19 protein-coding genes and 1 tRNA gene are annotated in these 19,139 nt (G+C 58.2%); 8 read left to right on the top strand and 12 right to left on the bottom strand.

The window, feature by feature from the left end; translation table 11 throughout:
• Positions 1–6: 6 nt before the first annotated feature.
• The 3 genes from exbD to yghX all read left to right on the top strand — a co-directional run bounded on the left by exbD (position 7) and on the right by yghX (position 2,075).
• A complete protein-coding gene (gene exbD, locus ACLH1U_RS07015; RefSeq protein ID WP_002916785.1) occupies positions 7–432 on the top strand; it encodes a TonB system transport protein ExbD in 426 nt (141 codons plus the stop codon).
• A gap of 140 nt (positions 433–572) precedes the next feature.
• Entirely contained in the window at positions 573–1,067 is a 495-nt protein-coding gene (locus tag ACLH1U_RS07020; protein WP_004105804.1) for a TIGR00645 family protein, read from the top strand.
• A 120-nt stretch (positions 1,068–1,187) separates the two neighbouring features.
• Positions 1,188–2,075, top strand: coding sequence for a YghX family hydrolase (gene yghX / locus ACLH1U_RS07025; protein ID WP_060590333.1), 888 nt, complete (start codon positions 1,188–1,190; stop codon positions 2,073–2,075).
• 95 nt (positions 2,076–2,170) lie between these two features.
• On the opposite strand, the gene yghU is transcribed toward yghX, so the two are convergent.
• Together yghU and ACLH1U_RS07035 are read right to left on the bottom strand one after the other, a co-directional pair.
• Complete coding sequence (gene yghU, locus ACLH1U_RS07030; RefSeq protein WP_032454062.1) at positions 2,171–3,037, bottom strand: glutathione-dependent disulfide-bond oxidoreductase; 867 nt, start codon at positions 3,035–3,037, stop codon at positions 2,171–2,173.
• 47 nt (positions 3,038–3,084) lie between these two features.
• On the bottom strand, positions 3,085–3,645 hold the full coding sequence (locus tag ACLH1U_RS07035) for a DsbA family protein (RefSeq protein WP_004150918.1): 561 nt from the start codon (positions 3,643–3,645) through the stop codon (positions 3,085–3,087).
• Between the two features lie 20 nt (positions 3,646–3,665).
• On the opposite strand from ACLH1U_RS07035, the gene ACLH1U_RS07040 reads away from it, so the two are divergent.
• From ACLH1U_RS07040 to ACLH1U_RS07050, 3 genes are all read left to right on the top strand, one after another.
• The gene (locus ACLH1U_RS07040) at positions 3,666–3,788 is read left to right on the top strand and encodes a hypothetical protein (protein WP_032454061.1); all 123 of its coding nucleotides are present in this window, start codon (positions 3,666–3,668) and stop codon (positions 3,786–3,788) included.
• Positions 3,789–3,864: 76 nt separating this feature from the next.
• Complete coding sequence (gene gss, locus ACLH1U_RS07045) at positions 3,865–5,730, top strand: bifunctional glutathionylspermidine amidase/synthase (RefSeq protein ID WP_032454060.1); 1,866 nt, start codon at positions 3,865–3,867, stop codon at positions 5,728–5,730.
• Positions 5,731–5,880: 150 nt separating this feature from the next.
• A complete protein-coding gene (locus tag ACLH1U_RS07050) occupies positions 5,881–7,062 on the top strand; it encodes a PLP-dependent aminotransferase family protein (protein WP_032454059.1) in 1,182 nt (393 codons plus the stop codon).
• Positions 7,063–7,257: 195 nt separating this feature from the next.
• Here the strand turns inward: ACLH1U_RS07050 and ACLH1U_RS07055 are convergent, their stop codons facing one another.
• The 3 genes from ACLH1U_RS07055 to ACLH1U_RS07065 form a co-directional block, all read right to left on the bottom strand.
• Complete coding sequence (locus ACLH1U_RS07055) at positions 7,258–7,446, bottom strand: hypothetical protein (RefSeq protein ID WP_004205204.1); 189 nt, start codon at positions 7,444–7,446, stop codon at positions 7,258–7,260.
• Positions 7,447–7,651: 205 nt separating this feature from the next.
• A complete protein-coding gene (locus ACLH1U_RS07060; protein WP_023291012.1) occupies positions 7,652–7,990 on the bottom strand; it encodes a hypothetical protein in 339 nt (112 codons plus the stop codon).
• 86 nt (positions 7,991–8,076) lie between these two features.
• Entirely contained in the window at positions 8,077–8,679 is a 603-nt protein-coding gene (locus ACLH1U_RS07065; RefSeq protein WP_032454058.1) for a short chain dehydrogenase, read from the bottom strand.
• Positions 8,680–8,776: 97 nt separating this feature from the next.
• Here ACLH1U_RS07065 and ACLH1U_RS07070 point away from each other — a divergent pair, with 97 nt between their 5' ends.
• Entirely contained in the window at positions 8,777–9,688 is a 912-nt protein-coding gene (locus tag ACLH1U_RS07070; protein ID WP_255894149.1) for a LysR family transcriptional regulator, read from the top strand.
• On the opposite strand, the gene ACLH1U_RS07075 is transcribed toward ACLH1U_RS07070, so the two are convergent.
• From ACLH1U_RS07075 to ACLH1U_RS07090, 4 genes are all read right to left on the bottom strand, one after another.
• Positions 9,689–10,837 (bottom strand): trans-sulfuration enzyme family protein, encoded by a 1,149-nt coding sequence (locus ACLH1U_RS07075; protein WP_255894151.1) that lies wholly within the window; start codon positions 10,835–10,837, stop codon positions 9,689–9,691.
• A 10-nt stretch (positions 10,838–10,847) separates the two neighbouring features.
• On the bottom strand, positions 10,848–12,224 hold the full coding sequence (locus tag ACLH1U_RS07080; protein ID WP_075206860.1) for a pyridoxal-phosphate dependent enzyme: 1,377 nt from the start codon (positions 12,222–12,224) through the stop codon (positions 10,848–10,850).
• A gap of 558 nt (positions 12,225–12,782) precedes the next feature.
• Positions 12,783–12,858, bottom strand: a tRNA-Phe gene (locus tag ACLH1U_RS07085).
• Between the two features lie 105 nt (positions 12,859–12,963).
• Complete coding sequence (locus tag ACLH1U_RS07090; protein ID WP_023291007.1) at positions 12,964–13,677, bottom strand: DUF554 domain-containing protein; 714 nt, start codon at positions 13,675–13,677, stop codon at positions 12,964–12,966.
• 419 nt (positions 13,678–14,096) lie between these two features.
• Between ACLH1U_RS07090 and ACLH1U_RS07095 the strand changes: the two genes are divergently transcribed.
• Positions 14,097–16,235, top strand: coding sequence for an ornithine decarboxylase (locus tag ACLH1U_RS07095; RefSeq protein ID WP_023291006.1), 2,139 nt, complete (start codon positions 14,097–14,099; stop codon positions 16,233–16,235).
• Positions 16,236–16,278: 43 nt separating this feature from the next.
• Here the strand turns inward: ACLH1U_RS07095 and ACLH1U_RS07100 are convergent, their stop codons facing one another.
• The 3 genes from ACLH1U_RS07100 to ACLH1U_RS07110 all read right to left on the bottom strand — a co-directional run bounded on the left by ACLH1U_RS07100 (position 16,279) and on the right by ACLH1U_RS07110 (position 19,130).
• A complete protein-coding gene (locus ACLH1U_RS07100) occupies positions 16,279–17,532 on the bottom strand; it encodes a nucleoside permease (protein WP_023291005.1) in 1,254 nt (417 codons plus the stop codon).
• Positions 17,533–17,723: 191 nt separating this feature from the next.
• Positions 17,724–18,806: a membrane-bound lytic murein transglycosylase MltC gene (mltC, locus tag ACLH1U_RS07105; RefSeq protein ID WP_002916629.1), complete on the bottom strand. Its 1,083-nt coding sequence runs from the start codon at positions 18,804–18,806 to the stop codon at positions 17,724–17,726.
• A gap of 48 nt (positions 18,807–18,854) precedes the next feature.
• Entirely contained in the window at positions 18,855–19,130 is a 276-nt protein-coding gene (locus ACLH1U_RS07110) for an oxidative damage protection protein (RefSeq protein ID WP_004105744.1), read from the bottom strand.
• Positions 19,131–19,139: the final 9 nt, after the last annotated feature.

The following is a 19,139-nucleotide window of genomic DNA, read 5'->3' on the forward strand; positions in this document are numbered from 1 at the left end:
TCGGCTATGGCGATGCGTCTTAATGAAAATCTGGACGATAACGGCGAAATGCATGAGATCAACGTGACGCCGTTTATCGACGTCATGCTGGTTCTGCTGATTATCTTCATGGTAGCCGCGCCGCTGGCGACGGTCGACGTGAAGGTGAATCTGCCGGCCTCCTCCAGCCAGCCGCAACCGCGACCGGAAAAACCTATCTACCTGTCGGTGAAGGCGGATAAGAGCATGTTCCTCGGCAACGACCCGGTGACCGAAGCGAATATGATTAACGCCCTGGATAGCCTGACCGCCGGCAAAAAAGATACCACCGTCTTCTTCCGCGCGGATAAAACCGTCGATTACGAGACGATGATGAAAGTGATGGATACCCTGCATCAGGCGGGCTATCTCAAGATCGGGCTGGTGGGCGAAGAGACCGTCAAAGCCAAATAACCCGATGCTTTTCCTGAAAAGGCTGGCCGCGCGCCGGCCTTTTTTATTGTCCTCTGCCAGCGAAGTGTTGGCCTGGCGTTGCCATCACGTTATCTGTCTGAGATATAATGTCGCTTCTTTTTGTTAACTGACAGGATCTTATGGAACGCTTTCTGGAAAATGCTATGTACGCCTCGCGCTGGCTGCTGGCGCCGGTTTATTTTGGCCTCTCGCTCGGTCTGATTGCGCTGACCATCAAATTTTTTCAGGAGATCTTCCACATACTGCCGCATATTTTTAGCGTCAGTGAGTCGGATATGATTCTGACCCTGCTGTCGCTGGTGGATATGACCCTGGTGGGCGGTTTGCTGGTGATGGTGATGTTCTCCGGGTATGAAAATTTTGTCTCGCAGCTGGATATTAACGAGGGTAAAGAAAAACTCAGCTGGTTGGGCAAAATGGACGCGACGTCGCTGAAAAATAAGGTTGCCGCCTCCATCGTGGCGATCTCCTCTATTCACCTGCTGCGGGTGTTTATGGATGCGAAAAACGTTCCGGACAATAAGCTGATGTGGTACGTCATCATCCACCTGACCTTTGTGCTGTCGGCCTTTGTGATGGGCTACCTCGATCGTCTGACCAAAGTGAAACACTGATCCCTTCTCTCCCGGCGGCGTTAGCCGCTGGGCTGTTTCTCCCCGTTTCTGCTGTTCTGCGCTGGCGTATGTCCGGGCTTCTGCTTTGCTTAAAGGGCGCTTAACAACGGAGGCAGGGTGATGACGCGATTAACGGCCAAAGATTTCCCGCAGCAGCTGCTCGAGTATTATGACTACTATGCCCACGGTAAAATCAGCAAACGCGAGTTTCTCCAGCTGGCGGGGAAATATACCGTCGGCGGGATGACCGCGCTGGCGCTATTTAATCTGCTGAAGCCCGACTATGCCCTGGCAGAGCAGGTACCGTTCACCGACCCGGATATCCGCCCGGAGTATATTCATTATCCCTCTCCTGACGGCCACGGCGAAGTGCGGGCTTACCTGGTGACGCCGACGAAAATAGCCGACAAAGCGCCCGCCGTGGTGGTGGTGCATGAGAACCGCGGCCTGAATCCCTATATTGAAGACGTCGCCCGGCGGGTGGCGAAAGCGGGGTATATCGCGCTGGCGCCGGATGGCCTGAGCTCCGTCGGCGGCTATCCGGGGAATGATGATGAAGGCCGCGCGCTGCAGCAGAAAGTCGATCCCGTGAAGCTGATGAATGACTTTTTTGCCGCGGTCGCGTTTATGGCGAAGCATCCGCAGGCGACGGGGAAGGTTGGTATCACCGGTTTTTGTTACGGCGGCGGCGTCAGCAACGCGGCGGCGGTCGCCATTCCGGAGCTGGCCTGCGCGGTGCCGTTTTACGGCCGCCAGCCGCCGCTGAAGGAGGTCGATAAAATTAAAGCGCCGCTGCTGCTGCATTACGCCGGACTCGATAGCGGCATTAATGAAGGCTGGCCCGCCTATGAACAGGCGTTGAAGGAACACCATAAAGTCTATGAGGCCTATCTCTATCAGGGCGTGAATCACGGCTTTCATAATGATTCCACGCCGCGCTACGATCGGGCTGCGGCGGACCTGGCCTGGCAACGCACGCTGGCATGGTTTGAGAAGTATTTACGCTAGCGCAAACGTCATAAATAGCGCTACCGCTCGCTTATGGCAGGCTATCGGCTGGAAAGCTAAAAACCGGAGGCGGGCGCCTCCGGTGGGTCAGCGCGCTACGCCTGGCGCTTATCTTCCGTTTGGGTGTCAAAGTCGCGGGCGTCGTGGCGCTCATGCAGCTGCTCATTGAGCGGGCCGTTGGTGCGGTTAACGATGCGTCCACGCTTGACGGCGGGACGGTTGCCGACATCCTGCGCCCAGCGCAGCACGTTGGTGTAGCTCCCGGCGTCGAGGAACTCCGCCGCGTTATAGACATTGCCCAGCACCACGTTGCCATACCATGGCCAGACCGCCATATCGGCGATGGTATACTCCTCGCCGGCCACATAGCGACCGCGGGCGAGCTGTTTGTCCAGCACGTCGAGCTGGCGTTTGGCTTCCATGGTAAAGCGATCGATCGCGTACTCGATCTTCACCGGCGCATAGTTATAGAAGTGGCCGAAGCCGCCGCCGAGGAAGGGTGCGGCGCCCTGCAGCCAGAACAGCCAGTTAAGGGTTTCAGTGCGGCCAGCGGGATCCTTCGGCAGGAAGAAGCCAAATTTTTCCGCCAGATAGAGAAGAATGTTGCCGGATTCGAATACTCGGGTAGGCGGTGTGGTGGAGTGATCGCTCAGCGCCGGGATCTTCGAGTTCGGGTTGATGTCGACAAAGCCGCTGGAAAACTGATCGCCTTCGCCAATGCGTATCAGCCAGGCGTCGTACTCCGCGCCGCTGACGCCCAGCGCCAGCAGCTCCTCCAGCATGATCGTCACCTTCTGGCCGTTGGGCGTGCCAAGTGAGTATAGCTGGAGCGGATGGGTTCCCACCGGCAGGACGCGTTCATGAGTCGCGCCGGAAACGGGACGGTTGATGTTGGCGAACGCGCCGCCGCTGTTTTGCTTCCATTCCCACACTTTTGGTGGCTGGTAGTTTTGCTCTGACATGCTGGTTTGCCTTTTTCGTGGATGTACAAAAAGTGTAGCAGGTGACCTCAGGCCATAATCCGCGCGGCCCACACGCTGACATCATCGCCGCTGCCCAGATCCGGCTGCACCAGACCATTGACCATAAAGGTCGGCGAGACATGGATGCCGTTCTGGCGGGCATATTTGCTGTGCCACTTGATCACGTCCTGCAGCTCCGGGCGGGCAAAGGCGGCCCCCAGCAGGACGTGACTGTAGCGCTCAATGCGTTCAATGATTTGCTGCGGCGTGGCGTTCATGTTCGGCCCGCTGCAGTGATCGGTAAATTCAAACTCTTCCCGATGGTCTGCCACGGCCTGCATCACCTTATGCGCCTGCTCTCTGCCATGCGGCAGGGTGGACGCGGCGAGGATGCAGCGGACAATCACCCCGGAGAACAGATGCCACGGCTGCGACTGCAGCCGTATCTTGATGGTTACGTTATCGGCGCCGACCTCATCGAGCAGATCGTCGAGTTTATTAAACGCGCGGACAGAGTAGGGGCAGGTGGGCTCAAGGAACACCTCAAACGTCCGCGGGCCGTGTCCCCAGACCAGCGGTTGGGCATTCAGATGCGAGGGTGTGCTCATTGTCGACTCCTGATGTTGCGTTGTTTTTTTGTTATATCACCGATAACGATATCACTTCTGCTTTCGGCTGCAGGGTTATTTTCCTTAACGGCACGATTAGCGAAACGAATGAGTGGTATCATCGTTACACCTCTGTCTGGTAAGTGCCTGCGGCAGGATAAGAAGAGGGAGTTTTGTTTCGCCAACTGCCCGGGCTGCATTTATTTGAGGTCAGGCTAAATGAGCAAAGGATCGACAAGCAGTGACGCCCCGTTTGGGACATTGTTAGGCTACGCGCCCGGCGGCGTGGCAATTTATTCATCGAATTACAGTAGCTTAAATCCGCAGGACTATCCGGATGACGCGACGTTTCGCAGCTACATCGGCAATGAGTATATGGGGCATAAATGGCAGTGCGTTGAATTTGCGCGCCGCTTTCTGTTCCTGACCTACGGGTTTGTCTTTACCGATGTGGGGATGGCCTATGAAATCTTCTCCCTGCGCTTTCTGCGCGAAGTGGTCAATGACAATATTCTCCCGCTGCAGGCCTTCGCCAACGGCGCCCGTCGTCCGCCGATCGCCGGTTCGCTGCTGATCTGGCAGAAGGGCGGCGAGTTCAAGCACACCGGCCACGTCGCGGTGATCACCCAGCTTGTCGGCAATAAGGTGCGTATCGCCGAGCAGAACGTCATTCACTCGCCGCTGCCGCAGGGCCAGCAGTGGACCCGCGAGCTGACCCTCGAGGTCAACGCCGGCCGGTACACCATCAAAGATACCTTTGCCGATACCGAAATTTTAGGCTGGATGATCCAGACCGCCGATACCGAACACAGCCTGCCGCAGCCGGTGCTGCCGGGCGAGGCGATGGCGATCAAGGGCGCGCGGCTGCCGAACAACGGCCAGTTCCGCGGCAAATGGCTGAACGAGAAAGATCCGCTGCAGAAAGCCTACGTGGCGGCCAACGGCCATTTTATCAATCAGGATCCCTATCAGTATTTCACCATCAGCGAAAGCGCCGAACAGGAGCTGATTAAAGCCACCAACGAGCTGCACCTGATGTATCTGCACGCCACCGATAAGGTAATGAAGGATGATAACCTGCTGGCGCTGTTTGATATCCCGAAAATCCTCTGGCCGCGTCTGCGTCTCTCGTGGCAGCGCCGGCGTCATCATATGATCACCGGGCGCATGGATTTTTGCATGGACGAGCGCGGGCTGAAGGTGTACGAGTACAATGCCGACTCCGCCTCCTGCCATACCGAAGGCGGGCTGATCCTCGAGCAGTGGCTGAAGCAGGGCTACTACGGCACGGGTCACAATCCGGCTGAAGGTCTGCTCGATGAGCTGGCGGGGGCGTGGAAACACAGCCGGGCGCGGCCTTTCGTGCACATCATGCAGGACAAGGATCTGGAAGAGAATTACCACGCGAAGTTTATCCAGCGTTCGCTGACCCAGGCCGGTTTTGAGAGCAAAATTCTCTTTGGCCTCGATGAACTGCGCTGGGATGCCGCCGGCCAGCTGATCGACGCCGACGGGCGGCTGGTCAACTGCGTCTGGAAAACCTGGGCATGGGAAACCGCCATTGAGCAGGTGCGCGAAGTCAGTGCCGATGAGTACGCGGCGGTGCCGATTCGTACCGGACATCCGCAGAATGAGGTGCGACTGATTGACGTCCTGCTGCGTCCTGAAGTATTGGTATTCGAACCCCTGTGGACGGTGATCCCGGGCAACAAAGCGATCCTGCCGGTGCTGTGGTCGTTGTTCCCGCATCATCGCTATCTGCTGGATACCGATTTCGTGGTTAACGACGAGCTGGCGAAAACCGGTTATGCCGTGAAGCCCATTTCCGGACGCTGCGGGAACAATATCGATCTGATCGGGCCGCAGGATGAGGTTCTGGATCAGACCAGCGGCCAGTTTGTCGATCGTAAGAATATCTACCAGCAGCTGTGGTGCCTGCCGAAAGTGGATGGCAAGTATATCCAGGTGTGCACCTTTACCGTCGGCGGTAACTACGGCGGTACCTGCCTGCGCGGCGATTCGTCGCTGGTGGTGAAAAAAGAGAGCGACATAGAGCCGCTGATCGTATTGAAAGATAAAGCGTGATGTGCTGACCCCGGATAGCGGCTCGCGCCCTGTCCGGGGAGAGCGCAGAGACACGAACCAGGATAGCCCGGTCTGGTAAGCGCCGCCGGGGAACACCTGCAACAAAGCCAAGATAATTAACACAACAACAAGACAGAAAAGGAAAATAGTATGCACGATCGGCGTCTCGCCGCCCGCGCGGGTGAACTCAAGCCCTCCGCCGTCCGCGAACTTCTCAAGCACAGTAAACTGCCGGGCGTGATCTCGCTTGGCGGCGGCATTCCGGCCCCGGAACTGTTTGATACCGAAGGCCTGGAGCTGGCGGTGCAGAAGGTGATGAGCGAGCGTTTTCATGACGCATTTCAGTACGGTCTGACCGAAGGCTACCCGCCGCTGCGTCAGGCGGTGAGTGAAATCTGCCACTCCCGTGGCGTGACCTGTTCAGCCGCTCAGGTCTATATTACCTCCGGCTCCCAGCAATCGCTGGATATCGTTGCCCGCACGCTGCTCGATCCAGGCGATACTATCGTCGTTGAGCGACCCACCTATCTGGCGGCGCTGCAGGTGTTTCAGCTGGCGCAGGCCAATATCCTCAGCGTCGATACCGATGATGACGGGATGCTGGTGGAGCAACTGGCCGACCTGCTGGAGACCACCCGCGTCAAAGCCGTCTACCTGGTGCCGACGTTCGGCAACCCCGGCGGTAAAACGCTGAGCGAGGCGCGTCGTCGCCGGCTGGTCGAGCTGGCGAAAAAATATGACTTCGTCATTCTGGAAGACGATCCCTACGGTGAAATTAGCTTTACTGACGCCGTGCGACGTCCGCTCTATCAGCACGCCGTTGAGCTGGGCTGTGAAGATCAGGTGGTTTACACCTCGACGTTTTCAAAGATCCTCGCGCCGGGGATGCGTATCGGCTGGATCGTCATGCCGGACTGGCTGGCGCAGCAGACGGTGATCGTTAAGCAGGCGGCGGATCTGCATACCAATATGCTGTCGCAGGTGATCACCGCGGAATACCTCAGCCTGAACCGGCTGCAAAATCAGATTGCGTTGATTCGCGAAGACTATCGCAAGAAGTGCGTGGCGCTGGCCGACGCGCTGGAGAGTCGCCTTGGCGAGCATCTGGAATTCAGCCGCCCACAGGGTGGGATGTTCCTGTGGGCGCGTTTCCGCTATCCATTCGATACCATGGCATGGATGAAGAAAACCCTGGAAAACGGCGTTGTGTACGTCCCGGGGGAAGCGTTCTATCACGATAATCCGGATACCCGTACCCTGCGCCTTTCCTACTCCACGGTGTCGGAAGCGGGGCTGCTGACCGCCGTTGAGCGGCTGGCGGCCTCCCTGTAACGACCCTGCAGTGCGCCGCTTAGCGGCGGCGCACCCTCTTCGCCTCAGTAGCGAGAGGGGGTGACGCTAGCGTTCAGCGCTGGGGTCACTCCGTATCGGCGATGCGATCATCCAGCCAGACCAACATCAGCGCTGCGAGAAAAGCCACCGCAAAGGTACCAATAAACAACCACATAGATGTCCCTCACGGGTTAATTATTTTGCTGATTTTACCGGAGAGCGATCGTTTCGGTCGGAGATGGAGATTTTTGTCCCAGCCGAATGGCTGGCGAGAGAGAAAAAGTCATCGGCATCAATATCGAAGTTAAGAATAATTTCCCTGTATTCCCCACCGTTAATTAACGCTTTGGCTTCTTTAACACTACTGGCAATAATGACAGGCATCAGTTTTATCTCATTTTGAAAACTGAGAAGCAAAATAAGAGTTAGTTCGTACCAGATCAACTACTTTTTATCGTATGCGACCGCAGAAAAAAACGACATCCCGTGGCTCGGCGATAGAGGAGGATTTTGTGACAGCGATCGGCTCATCAACAGCGGGATCTTATCGGACGCTGGGACGGGCTGCTGTTTCGCCAGCCCGCCGGGATTATTCACCCTGCTGTTTTGCCCGTAATATCTCGCCGCAGCGCTGCCGGTCCTGACGCAGCGTCTGCTGTTCCTGCGGGCTGAGCTGATGCCAGGTGTCCAGCATCCGCTGCCCCAGCGCCGGCAGGTAATGCGCTTTATGCAGCGCGTAGTCTGAATTCCCCCCCTCGACGATGTTTTGCATATCGTCGAGGAACTGGCGGCTGTCGTCATGATCGATCACGCAAAATACCGCCCGGTAGTAAGCTTCGTCTTCCTCGGTGTAATGCGGGGTGAACCACCAGACCAGCAGCGCGGTAAGCGCCAGCAGCGGGATAATAAAGGGTAATTTTTTCAACATCAGTTTTTCGGCCGGAGACAATCAGCCGTCAGTGTACCTGCAACGACGTCAGGATGTAAGCGCCGGCCCCGGCGGGCCGGCACGGGCTAGTAGCCGACCGGGTAGATGCGGCCGGTCTGCACCCCTTCAATGCTGCGGCGATAGGCCTGCGCCACGGCGGCGGCGGGGACGCTGGCAAAGCCCGGGAAAAAGTCGCCGTAGGCCGCCAGCGACTCGCTGAGCACGGTGGGACTGATGAGATTAATGCGGATCCCGCGCGGTAGTTCGCAGGCGGCGGCGCGCACAAAGCCTTCCAGACCGGCGTTAACCGTCGTGGCATTAACGCCCTGAGCAATCGGCTCCTGCGCGACAATGCCGCTGACCAGAGTAATCGACCCGCCGTCGCGCAGGAAATGCTGGCCGATCAGCGCCAGGCGAATTTGCCCCAGCAGCTTGTCCTGCAGACCGAGGTTGAACTGGCTATCGGTCATGGTGCTTAACGGCCCAAAGTGCAGATTGCCGGTGGTGGAGACGATGGCGTCTACTTCGCCGGTCTGCGCAAACAGCGCCTCGACGCTCCCCTGGGAGGTAATATCCACCTGATAATCCCCCCGGGTGCGGCCGACGCGGATAACGTCATGTCTCTGGCCCAGTTCTTCGCTGACCGCGCGACCAATGGTGCCGCTGGCACCGATAACGATAATTTTCATGGCTGACTCCTCGTGAGGTGAAAGCCTATTCTTTAATAAAACGGATATCGGATAAACTGGCTAAAAGTTAGAACATTACTAACCAGAGGTTAGCAATATGGATAAGCTGCGAGGGATGGAGACGTTTATTGCCGTGGTGGAGTGCGGCAGCTTTACCGGGGCGGCGTCGCGCCTGGGGCTGTCGGCGGTAATGGTCGGGAAATACATCGCCCAGCTGGAAACCCAACTGGCGACGCGTCTGCTGGAACGTAACACCCGACGCCAGAGCCTCACCGACGCCGGGCGGGTCTATTTTGACGAAGCGAAACGGGTGATGGAGCAGGTCTCCATCGCCGAAAGCGCCGTTGAGCGGCTGCGGCTGGCGCCCGCCGGCACCCTGCGGGTGAGCGCGCCCACCTCGTTCGGCGCCAGCGTGATCGCGCCCCTGACCGCCACCTTTCTGCAGGCCTGGCCAGCGGTCCGGGTGGAACTGGATCTGACCAACCGGATGGTCGATCTGGTGGATGAAGGTTTCGATCTGGCGATCCGCATTGGCGAGATCCATCAGGAGGATCTGGTGGCCCGCTATCTGGCGCCCTATCGGATGGTGATCTGCGCCGCGCCGGCTTATCTGGCGCGTTACGGAACGCCAGGGACGCCGGAAGATCTCGCCGATCATCTCTGCCTGTCCCATACGGTCTGGACCGCGCGCAACGAGTGGCGGCTGCCGGGCATGGAGGGGGAAGTGCGCTGGAAGCGCGATGCGGTTTTGCGCTGCAACGATGGCTATGCGCTGCGCCAGGCGGCGATCGCCGGGGCCGGGCTGCTGATGCAGCCGGAGGTGCTGCTGGCCGATGCGCTGGCCAGCGGCAGCCTGATGCGGGTGCTGGAGGCGTGGACCCCACAGCCGAGGCCTGTGCATCTGCTCTGGCGCCAGGATCGCCGGCCCCTTCCGAAGCTGACGCAGTTTATCGCCCACCTTCAGCAGGGAATGGCCGACGCGCTGGCGACGACCCGCGTGTCGGAATAATCACTCCTCCCGTAGCGCCTGCTGCCAGTCGGCAATCAGATCGTGAGGATCTTCAATCCCGACCGACAGGCGGATCAGCTGCGGCGTGATGCCGTTCGCCAGGCGCTTCTCCAGCGGGATCGAGGCATGGGTCATGCTGAAGGGCTGGCTCACCAGGCTCTCCACGCCGCCCAGACTCTCCGCAAGGGTGAACCAGCGCAACTTGCTGATAATGCGTTCGGCGTAACCGTCATCGCCCTTCACCACGACGGAAATCATGCCGCCGGGCAGGGCCATTTGCTGGCGCGCCAGCTGATGGTGCGGGTGCGAGGCCAGCCAGGGGAACCAGACTCGCTCCACCTCCGGCTGCTGTTCCAGCCATTCGGCGAGCTGCAGCGCGTTCGCGCTGTGTCGCTCCATCCGCAGCGCCAGGGTGCGGATGCCGCGTAGCGTCAGGAAGCTGCTGAACGGGTCGAGTACACCGCCTACCGCATTCTGCAGGTAGCCAAGCTTTTCCGCGAGCTCAGCGTTATCGCCAACCACCGCCAGGCCGGCGACGACATCGGAATGGCCGTTGAGGTACTTGGTCGCGGAGTGGATCACAATATCAAACCCATGCTCCAGCGGGCGATGGATCGCCGGCGAGGCGAAAGTGTTATCGGCGACGCTGATCAGGTTATGGCGGCGCGCGATGGCGGCGATGGCGCTGAGATCCGCCAGCTTCAGCAGCGGGTTGGTGGGCGTCTCCACCCATATCATGCGCGTATCGGGGCGGATCGCCGCTTCAATCCCCGCCAGGTCGTCGGGTTTCACCCAGCTCACCTGCAGACCAGCGCTACGGCGGCGAACGTTTTCCAGCAGGCGGTAAGTGCCGCCATACACATCATCGACCGCCACCAGGTGGCTGTCCTTATCCAGCAGCTCCAGCACGGTGGAGATGGCGGCCAGCCCGGAGGCGAACGCGTAGCCGCGCGTGCCGTTTTCCAGGTCGGCGATCGCCGTCTCCAGCGCGTGGCGGGTAGGGTTCCCGCTACGGGAATATTCATAGCCGGTATGCTGCCCCGGCGCCGGCTGAGCAAAAGTGGAGGTGGCGTAAATCGGCGGCATCACTGCGCCGTGGCTGTCGGTGAAGGTTCCGCTATGTACGCTCAGGGTGTGGATAGATGACATAAAAAATTCCTTATTGTGCGACTCGGTTACGCCAGGCGGTCAGTACATCGCTGCGGGTGACCAGGCCAAGAAAACGCGCGTTGTCAGCGATCACCGCCACCAGACCGCGATCGAGAATGGCCTGCAGTTCGCTCTCTGGCGCACGCTTATCGAGAGTTTCAACATGGCGGCTCATCGCTTCGCTGACCGGCAGAGAGAAGCGTTGGCGATCGCCCCTTACGTGGCGGATCAAATCCCACTCATCGACGATGCCGACCACGCGGCCATCCTCCAGCACCGGCAGTTGGGAGATGTCATACAGCCGCATGCGGGTAAAGACTGCGGCCAGGGTGTCGTCCGGCGCGGCCGTGACGGTGGCGCCTTCGTCATGGCGCAGGGCGATAAAATCACTGAGATCGCCCTGTTCGGGGCGGGCGATCAGCCCCTGCTGGCGCATCCAGTCGTCGTTGAACATTTTTGACAGGTATTTATTGCCGCTGTCGCAGGCGAAGGTCACCACCCGCTTCGGACGGCTTTGCGCCCGGCAGTAGCGCAGCGCGGCGCTGAGCAGGGTACCGGTGGAGGAGCCGGCCAGCACCCCCTCGACCTGCAGCAGCTGGCGCGCGGTGAGGAACGCTTCGCGGTCGCTGACGCGATAGGCGGTATGCACCCCTTCCAGCCTGGCCAGCGGCGGGATGAAATCTTCTCCAATGCCTTCGACCAGCCAGGATCCCGTTTCGCCGTAGCGTCCGGTATCAACCTGATCGGCAAGGATCGAGCCCGCCGGATCGGCGAGGATAAATTCCGTTTTCGGCGAATGTTCTGCAAACCAGGCCTGAAGCCCGCCCAGCGTGCCGCCGGAGCCAACGCCGACGACGATGGCGTCTATGTCGCCCTCCAGCTGCTGGAAAAGTTCCGGCGCGGTGGAGGTAGCGTGCGCCAGCGGATTAGCGTCGTTGTTAAACTGGTCGATGTAAAAAGCCCCCGGCGTTTCATCGGCAAGGCGGCGGGCATAATCCTGGTAGTAGGCCGGGTGGCCTTTATTGACGTCGGAGCGGGTGAGCAGCACCGTCGCGCCCAGCGCCCGCAGGTGAAAGATTTTCTCGCGGCTCATTTTGTCCGGCACCACCAGGATCAGGCGGTAATTTTTCTGCGCCGCAATCAGCGCCAGGCCGAGGCCGGTATTGCCGGCGGTGGCTTCGATAATTGTCCCGCCGGGCGCCAGTTTTCCCTGGCGCTCGGCTTCGTTAATCATCGACAGCGCAACCCGATCTTTAATTGAGCCGCCCGGGTTCTGATTTTCCAGTTTTAAAAACAGACTGCAGGGGCCGGTATCCAGTTTGTGCAACTGGAGCAGGGGAGTATGACCGATCAGGTCGCTCACGGAATGAAACAGTGACATAACCATTTACCCACTCGTTTAAGATATTTTTGCATGGTAGGTCTGTGAAATCGGTTATTTAAAGAATATTTCTCTGTCATTTAGCGCAAAATGGAATATAAGATGCTGTTCAGCCATCCGGAGGGAAAGCAGGGTAGCCGCCTGGGCGGATCGATTGCCAGAAAAGGGCGTTTTTAGCCGCTTTTGGCGACAAAAAGACGATTTTAATCAGCGTGTTATCTGATATCTGGCAATGTATTTGCGAAAAGATTCTATGGGGAACAGGCCTGCGCTTGCCGTTAAGTGGCAGCGGGCTGGCCAGGAGAAAAGCGCAGCAGGGAAATCACGGGTTTACGCAGTTCGATGGAGAGTCCGGATGTAGAAAAGCAAAAACCCGCCTTTTGGGCGGGTTCTTTAAATAGTGGTGCCCGGACTCGGACTAACGCCGCAGGCGTTGAACAGCGCGCGTGTCGCGCTGGCCCCGAAGGGGTGAGCCGCTGTGCGGCGAATAATCGAACGGAGTTCGATGGAGAGTCCGGATGCAGAAAAGCAAAAACCCAGCCATAGGCTGGGTTCTTTAAATAGTGGTGCCCGGACTCGGAATCGAACCAAGGACACGGGGATTTTCAATCCCCTGCTCTACCGACTGAGCTATCCGGGCAACGGGGCGCATTAAACCGTAATCGCCGCGCCTCGTCAACGAAATTTATCTGTTTTGCAGCAGACTGAACAATCTATCACCACATTGCGCTAAAAGCACGCGTCTTCAGGCAAAAAACAGCGTCCAGGCCGCTGAAATCGGCATCGCCAGCACCAGCGCAGGCAGCATATTCACCACGGCAAACATTTTTATTCCGCAGATGCGCAGCCCGGTGGCCACCAGCAGCATACCGCCGACGGCGCTGAAATCCGCCAGCATCATCGGCGTGGTGAGCGGCATAATGATCGCCGCGCAGGCCGCGAGAGTCAGCTGGATAAGTAGCATCGGTACGCTGATGGCGGCGACGGCAATGCCCAGGGTACAAGCGAAAATGGTGGCGGTGAAAAAATCAAGAAACGCTTTGGCAATCAGAATGCTGGCGTCGCCGGTCATCCCTTCGCGCATGGCGCCGAAGACGCCGGTGCCGCTGGCGCAGAACAGGACGATAATCGCCACATAGCTCTGAATATAGGAGTCATGCGCCGAGGCCTTTTTCTTACCCTTCGATGACAGCAACTGCTGAAGCTGACTGACCAGCGTATTTATGCCTTTTTCCATATTGCATATTTCGCCGAGCAGCGTTCCCACCAGGGTCGACAGCACCATCACCGGCAGATTGGCGCATTTAATCACCAGTAAAATACCGATGCCTAATGACGCCAGGCCAAAAATTGAGGTCATGGATGTGCGGATCCGTTCCGGCAACCGCTGGCTGAGTAAGGCGCCTAACACGCCGCCGACCAGCACCGCGCTGGCATTAATAAAAGGTCCTGTAACCACGCTGACTCCTGTTAAATATCCCTGATAACCGATTGATTATGACGTTAACCCGCCGTGAAAGCTTGTGTATCCGTGATATAAGTGCATACGGTTTTCATCTTGCGCCTGCCAGGGAAAGGTGCCATGATTGCGCGAATTTTCTCCTCCCTGATATGAGGCCGCCGATGACGACACTGCCATTACCTCGCCAGCGACGCCGCGCACAGATGCGTGGGCTGCCTCATCTTGCTACGCTTACCCCTTCGTTCACCATGCGGTGAAGGACACGTATGCTCACTGTAGGGCAACAGTAAGATCGGACGCGTCTGCTTTTACTGATGTCCGGCGGTCGGAGCTGAATCCGTCAGACCCGGACACATCGTTGGGCAAGGTTTCCCTTGTCTGAGATTTTTACACTCCCGATACGGGCATTTGCGCTTATGAAATCCATGCACATTGCCGCCAGCTGCGAGCTGGTCACCCGCTTGTCCACCCACCGTCGCGTTGTGGCGCTGGACAGTACCGATTTTACCGATGTGGCGGCAGTCGTCATCACCGCGGCGGACAGTCGCAGCGGTATCCTTGCCCTCCTCAGGCGTAGCGGATTTAACCTGCCGGTCTACCTGCTGAGCGAGACGGCGGTCGATAAGCCGGAGGGGGTACAGGCGGTGATCGCCGGTAAAGATCAGGAGTGGCTCGAGCTGGAAGCGGCGGCCTGCGATTATGAAGCGCGTCTGCTGCCGCCGTTTTTCAATACGCTGACCCAGTACGTCGAAATGGATAACAGCACTTTTGCCTGTCCGGGACACCAGCACGGGGCCTTTTTCAAAAAGCATCCCGCAGGCCGTCAGTTCTATGACTTTTTTGGCGAAAACGTCTTTCGCGCCGATATGTGTAACGCCGATGTAAAATTAGGCGATCTGCTGATCCACGAAGGGTCGGCCAAGCATGCGCAGAAGTTCGCCGCGAAGGTCTTTAATGCGGATAAAACCTACTTCGTCCTTAACGGCACCTCGGCGGCCAACAAAGTTGTGACCAACGCGCTGTTGACCCGCGGCGATCTGGTGCTGTTCGATCGCAATAACCACAAGTCAAACCATCACGGGGCGCTGATTCAGGCGGGGGCGACGCCTGTCTATCTTGAAGCCGCGCGCAATCCGTTCGGCTTTATCGGCGGCATTGACGAGCGTTGCTTTGATGAGCGCTACCTGCGGGATCTCATCCGCGAAGCGGCGCCAGAGAAAGCCACGGCCGCTCGCCCGTTTCGCCTGGCGGTGATCCAGCTCGGGACCTATGACGGCACGGTCTATAACGCCCGCCAGGTGGTCGATAAAATCGGCCACCTCTGCGATTATATCCTGTTCGACTCGGCGTGGGTGGGCTATGAGCAGTTTATCCCGATGATGGCCGACTGTTCGCCGCTACTGCTGGAGCTGACGCCGGACGATCCGGGCATTTTTGTCACCCAGTCCGTACACAAGCAGCAGGCCGGTTTCTCGCAGACGTCGCAGATCCATAAAAAGGATAACCATCTGCGCGGCCAGGCGCGCTTCTGTCCGCACAAGCGGCTGAATAACGCCTTTATGCTGCATGCCTCCACCAGCCCGTTTTATCCGCTGTTCGCCGCGCTGGACGTCAACGCCAAAATTCACGAAGGCGAGAGCGGCCGCCGCCTGTGGGCCGAATGCGTGGCGCTGGGCATCGAGGCGCGCAAAGCGATCATCGCCAACTGTAAGATGATTCAGCCCTTTATTCCGCCGATGGTGGCGGGGCGCCCTTGGCAGGATCACCCGACCGAAGCGATCGCCCGGGAGCGTCGTTTCTTCAGCTTCGAACCGGGCGCGCGCTGGCATGGTTTCGAGGGCTATGCCGACGACCAGTATTTTGTCGACCCGTGCAAGCTGTTGTTGACCACCCCTGGCATCGACGCGGAGAGCGGGGAGTACAGTGAGTTCGGCATCCCGGCGACCATTCTGGCGCATTACCTGCGGGAAAACGGCATCGTGCCGGAGAAGTGCGATCTCAACTCGATTCTGTTCCTGCTGACGCCGGCGGAAAGCGCCGAAAAAATGGCGCAGCTGGTGGCGATGCTGGGGCAGTTTGAACAGCATATTGAAGCGGATACGCCGCTGGCCGATGTGTTGCCGACCATCTACAACAAATATCCGGTGCGCTATCGCGACTATACCCTGCGCGAGTTGTGCCAGGAGATGCACGATCTGTACGTCAGCTTTGACGTGAAGAGCCTGCAAAAAGAGATGTTCCGTAAACGGAGCTTCCCGCGGGTGGTGATGAATCCCCAGGATGCCAACCGCGAATTTATCCGCGGCGACGTGGAGCTGGTGCGTCTGAGCGAGGCGGAGGGCCGCGTCGCGGCGGAAGGGGCGCTGCCGTATCCGCCGGGGGTATTATGCGTGGTGCCCGGTGAGGTCTGGGGGGGCGCAGTGCTGCGCTATTTCCTCGCGCTGGAGGAGGGGGTCAATATGCTGCCGGGCTTCTCGCCGGAGCTGCAGGGAGTCTATAGCGAGACGGATCCGGACGGCATTAAGCGGCTGTACGGCTACGTGTTGAAGGGATAAAAAAACGCCCCGCCGAACAGGCGGGGCGTTTTACTTTTGCCGATCACGCGCTCTGCTGCGCGGCGGTCGGCTGTCTGACGTGTTTGTATTTGAACAGCGCCACGAAGGCAAAAGCCAGCGCCAGCGAATAGCCGGCGAAAATCAGCCACACGCTCTGCCAGTTAGTGATCCCTTCGACGGTAAAGTGCTCCACCACTTTGCCGCTCACCATGCCACCGAGAATACAGCCGAAGCCGTTGGTCATCATCAGGAACATCCCCTGGGCGCTGGCGCGGATTTCCGGGCGCACCTCTTTCTCAACGAACACTGAACCGGAGATGTTGAAGAAGTCGAAGGCGCAACCGTAGACGATCATCGACAGTACCAGCAGCACGGTGCCGAACGGCGTCGGGTCGCCAAAGGCGAACAGGCCGAAGCGCAGCATCCACGCCACGATACTCATCAGCATGACGTTCTTAATGCCGTAGCGGCTGAGGAAGAACGGGATGGTCAGGATAAACAGGGTCTCGGAGATCTGCGAGATCGACATCAGCACCGAGGCGTGTTCGACGATAAAGCTGCCGGCAAACAGCGGATCTTTATCGAAGCTGTGCAGGAAGGTATTACCGAACATGTTGGTGATTTGCAGCTCGGCGCCGAGCATCATTGAGAAGATAAAGAAGATGGCCATGCGCTTGTTTTTAAACAGCGCGAAAGCGTTAAGCCCCAGCATCTCCGTCCAGCTTTGATTACGCTGGGCGTTAGCCACCGGGATCGTCGGCAGCGTCAGGGTGAACAGCGCCAGCAATACCGACAGCGTCGCACCGATGTACAACTGCATATGGCTCAGCTCAAAGCCGGAGAAGCTGACGCCCCACATAGCGAAGATAAAGCCGATAGTGCCCCAGATACGGATCGGCGGAAAATCGGTAACGATATCCAGCCCCGCCGACTGCAGGCGATAGTAAGAGATGGTGTTAATCAGCCCCAGCGTCGGCATATAGGCCAGCGAGTTAAGCAGGATCACGAGGAACATTTCGCCCGGCGTGGTGACCTGCGCCGCCAGATACAGCGTCAGCGCACCCACCAGGTGACAAACGGCATACACCCATTTGGCGCTAATCCACTTGTCAGCGACGATGCCGAGCAGCGTCGGCATCAGCACCGCGGCGATACCGAGCGAGCTATAAACCGCGCCGATTGCTGCGCCGTCAAACTTCAGGGTGACAAACATGTATGAGCCAAGCGTGGTAAGCCAGCTCCCCCAAAGACAGAACTGCAGGAACGACAGTATTTTGAGCTGCAGCTTAAGATTCATGTAGTTATCCTCACGAATGTGGGCTTGTTATGTTTTTAAAATAACATTAAACCCGTTATTTTGATGCGATTCTATCATTCGCCAACCGAAGGCTTCTGTTAACTGCCGCAGAAAACCGAAAGATATTGCACCATATGGCGCATAAAAAACGCGGCCTCAGCGCGGGGCTGAGGCCGGTGTCAGGAGGGGGGTTATTTACGGCGGTAGCTTTTCTGCGCCGTGTTAACTTTATACAGATAGCGGCGCGATTCCGCCGAAGGATGGCGGGTAGTCAGGGTCTGGTAGACGTCCCCTGGCGCCATGCTGTTGATGATATTGGCCGCCTGGACTTTATCGCTGGAGAAGACCCGCAGCACGCTGCCGGCGCCGCCGTTATAGGCGGTGATCACCGCGTAGCGACGCGAGGTGGGGTTATCGATGCCGGCGAGGTAGACATTGTTCAGCATCGCCAGGTAGGCGGTACCGGTGTCAATGTTATTCGCCGGGTCGAACAGATAGCTGCGGCTTGGCAGGCCCGATTTACCCTGGGAACGGAAGACGTCTCTGCCGGCGCTGTGCTGGACCACCTGCATCAGCCCCATGGCGTCGGCATGGCTGACCGCATAAGGGTTAAAGGAGGATTCGGTCTGCATAATCGCGAGGATCAGCGACTCATCAACCCCATACTTACGCGAGGCCTGACGCACCATGCCGAGGTATTTATGCGCACGTTTGTCGAGGTGGTTCGGCACCAGGTTGATGGTGATGCTGTAGACCACGCGCAGGCCGTTGTTGCGGCTCTTCAGGCGGGTTTGCAGCAGATAGTCGGCAAAGCGCGCGGCGCGCCACTCCCAGCGAATCGATGCCCCGGTGTTATCCACCACCTGGCCATAGAGGAACGGCTCTTTGGAGATCTGAATGTCATCGACATCGGAATAGAGGTCGATGGAGTTGGGGTCATCGCCCATCAGCAGGGTTTTGACGATCGCCTGGCGCAGTCGTCCGCGCGGATCGGTGCCGGCGATGGTCTCGACGGTGATCGTCCCTTCATCGAAGTTGATGTGGCTGCGGGTTTGATACTGGTCGGTGTATTTGACGTAGTCCTTCGGCCCGGCGAGCAGGACTTCGTTGTACCCCCAAATGTTCTCGATGTTGTGGGCAAACTGGCCCATCAGGATATCAAAACCGTTGGTATCCTTGACCCAGGCCTCGTTGTATTCGGCGCCTTTTTTATTGGAGCTGGAACACGAAACGAGCAACGGCGCAATCAGCGCGAGCGCTAAGTATTTTTTCATCATTCCGGGCGTGCGTGTTGTGTTTGTTTTTTAAAGGCCGCAGGGCCCTTACTGTTTTTCCGGCGGCGTATAGCCTTCGATGTGCACGTCTTTCCCTTCAAACAGGAACTGCACCATCTCCTGCTCCAGCAGCTTGCGGTGCTCCGGGTTCATCATGCTGAGCTTTTTCTCGTTGATCAGCATGGTCTGCTTGTGCTGCCACTGCGCCCAGGCTTCTTTGGAGATTTCGTTGTAAATGCGCTTCCCGAGTTCACCCGGATACAGCTGAAAATCCTGGCCGTCCGCTTCACGCTGCAGGAAGGTACAAAAAATGGTTCTGCTCATAATCAATCC

Origin of the sequence: Klebsiella sp. 1SOBk5mer (assembly GCF_046603115.1) — a bacterium.
Lineage (GTDB): Bacteria > Pseudomonadota > Gammaproteobacteria > Enterobacterales > Enterobacteriaceae > Klebsiella > Klebsiella quasipneumoniae.

Bases quoted from the DNA above. Each gene is read 5' to 3' on its own strand.
- ACLH1U_RS07035 (WP_004150918.1), bottom strand. From the start codon at position 3,645: ATGAGCACACCCTCGCATCTGAATGCCCAACCGCTGGTCTGGGGACAC.
- ACLH1U_RS07100 (WP_023291005.1), bottom strand. From the start codon at position 17,532: ATGAATCTTAAGCTGCAGCTCAAAATACTGTCGTTCCTGCAGTTCTGT.
- ACLH1U_RS07065 (WP_032454058.1), bottom strand. From the start codon at position 8,679: ATGAAAATTATCGTTATCGGTGCCAGCGGCACCATTGGTCGCGCGGTC.
- ACLH1U_RS07055 (WP_004205204.1), bottom strand. From the start codon at position 7,446: ATGCCTGTCATTATTGCCAGTAGTGTTAAAGAAGCCAAAGCGTTAATT.
- ACLH1U_RS07110 (WP_004105744.1), bottom strand. From the start codon at position 19,130: ATGAGCAGAACCATTTTTTGTACCTTCCTGCAGCGTGAAGCGGACGGC.
- ACLH1U_RS07020 (WP_004105804.1), top strand. From the start codon at position 573: ATGGAACGCTTTCTGGAAAATGCTATGTACGCCTCGCGCTGGCTGCTG.
- ACLH1U_RS07060 (WP_023291012.1), bottom strand. From the start codon at position 7,990: ATGTTGAAAAAATTACCCTTTATTATCCCGCTGCTGGCGCTTACCGCG.
- ACLH1U_RS07070 (WP_255894149.1), top strand. From the start codon at position 8,777: ATGGATAAGCTGCGAGGGATGGAGACGTTTATTGCCGTGGTGGAGTGC.
- gss (WP_032454060.1), top strand. From the start codon at position 3,865: ATGAGCAAAGGATCGACAAGCAGTGACGCCCCGTTTGGGACATTGTTA.
- yghU (WP_032454062.1), bottom strand. From the start codon at position 3,037: ATGTCAGAGCAAAACTACCAGCCACCAAAAGTGTGGGAATGGAAGCAA.
- exbD (WP_002916785.1), top strand. From the start codon at position 7: ATGGCGATGCGTCTTAATGAAAATCTGGACGATAACGGCGAAATGCAT.
- yghX (WP_060590333.1), top strand. From the start codon at position 1,188: ATGACGCGATTAACGGCCAAAGATTTCCCGCAGCAGCTGCTCGAGTAT.
- ACLH1U_RS07080 (WP_075206860.1), bottom strand. From the start codon at position 12,224: ATGGTTATGTCACTGTTTCATTCCGTGAGCGACCTGATCGGTCATACT.
- ACLH1U_RS07075 (WP_255894151.1), bottom strand. From the start codon at position 10,837: ATGTCATCTATCCACACCCTGAGCGTACATAGCGGAACCTTCACCGAC.
- ACLH1U_RS07095 (WP_023291006.1), top strand. From the start codon at position 14,097: ATGAAATCCATGCACATTGCCGCCAGCTGCGAGCTGGTCACCCGCTTG.
- ACLH1U_RS07050 (WP_032454059.1), top strand. From the start codon at position 5,881: ATGCACGATCGGCGTCTCGCCGCCCGCGCGGGTGAACTCAAGCCCTCC.
- mltC (WP_002916629.1), bottom strand. From the start codon at position 18,806: ATGAAAAAATACTTAGCGCTCGCGCTGATTGCGCCGTTGCTCGTTTCG.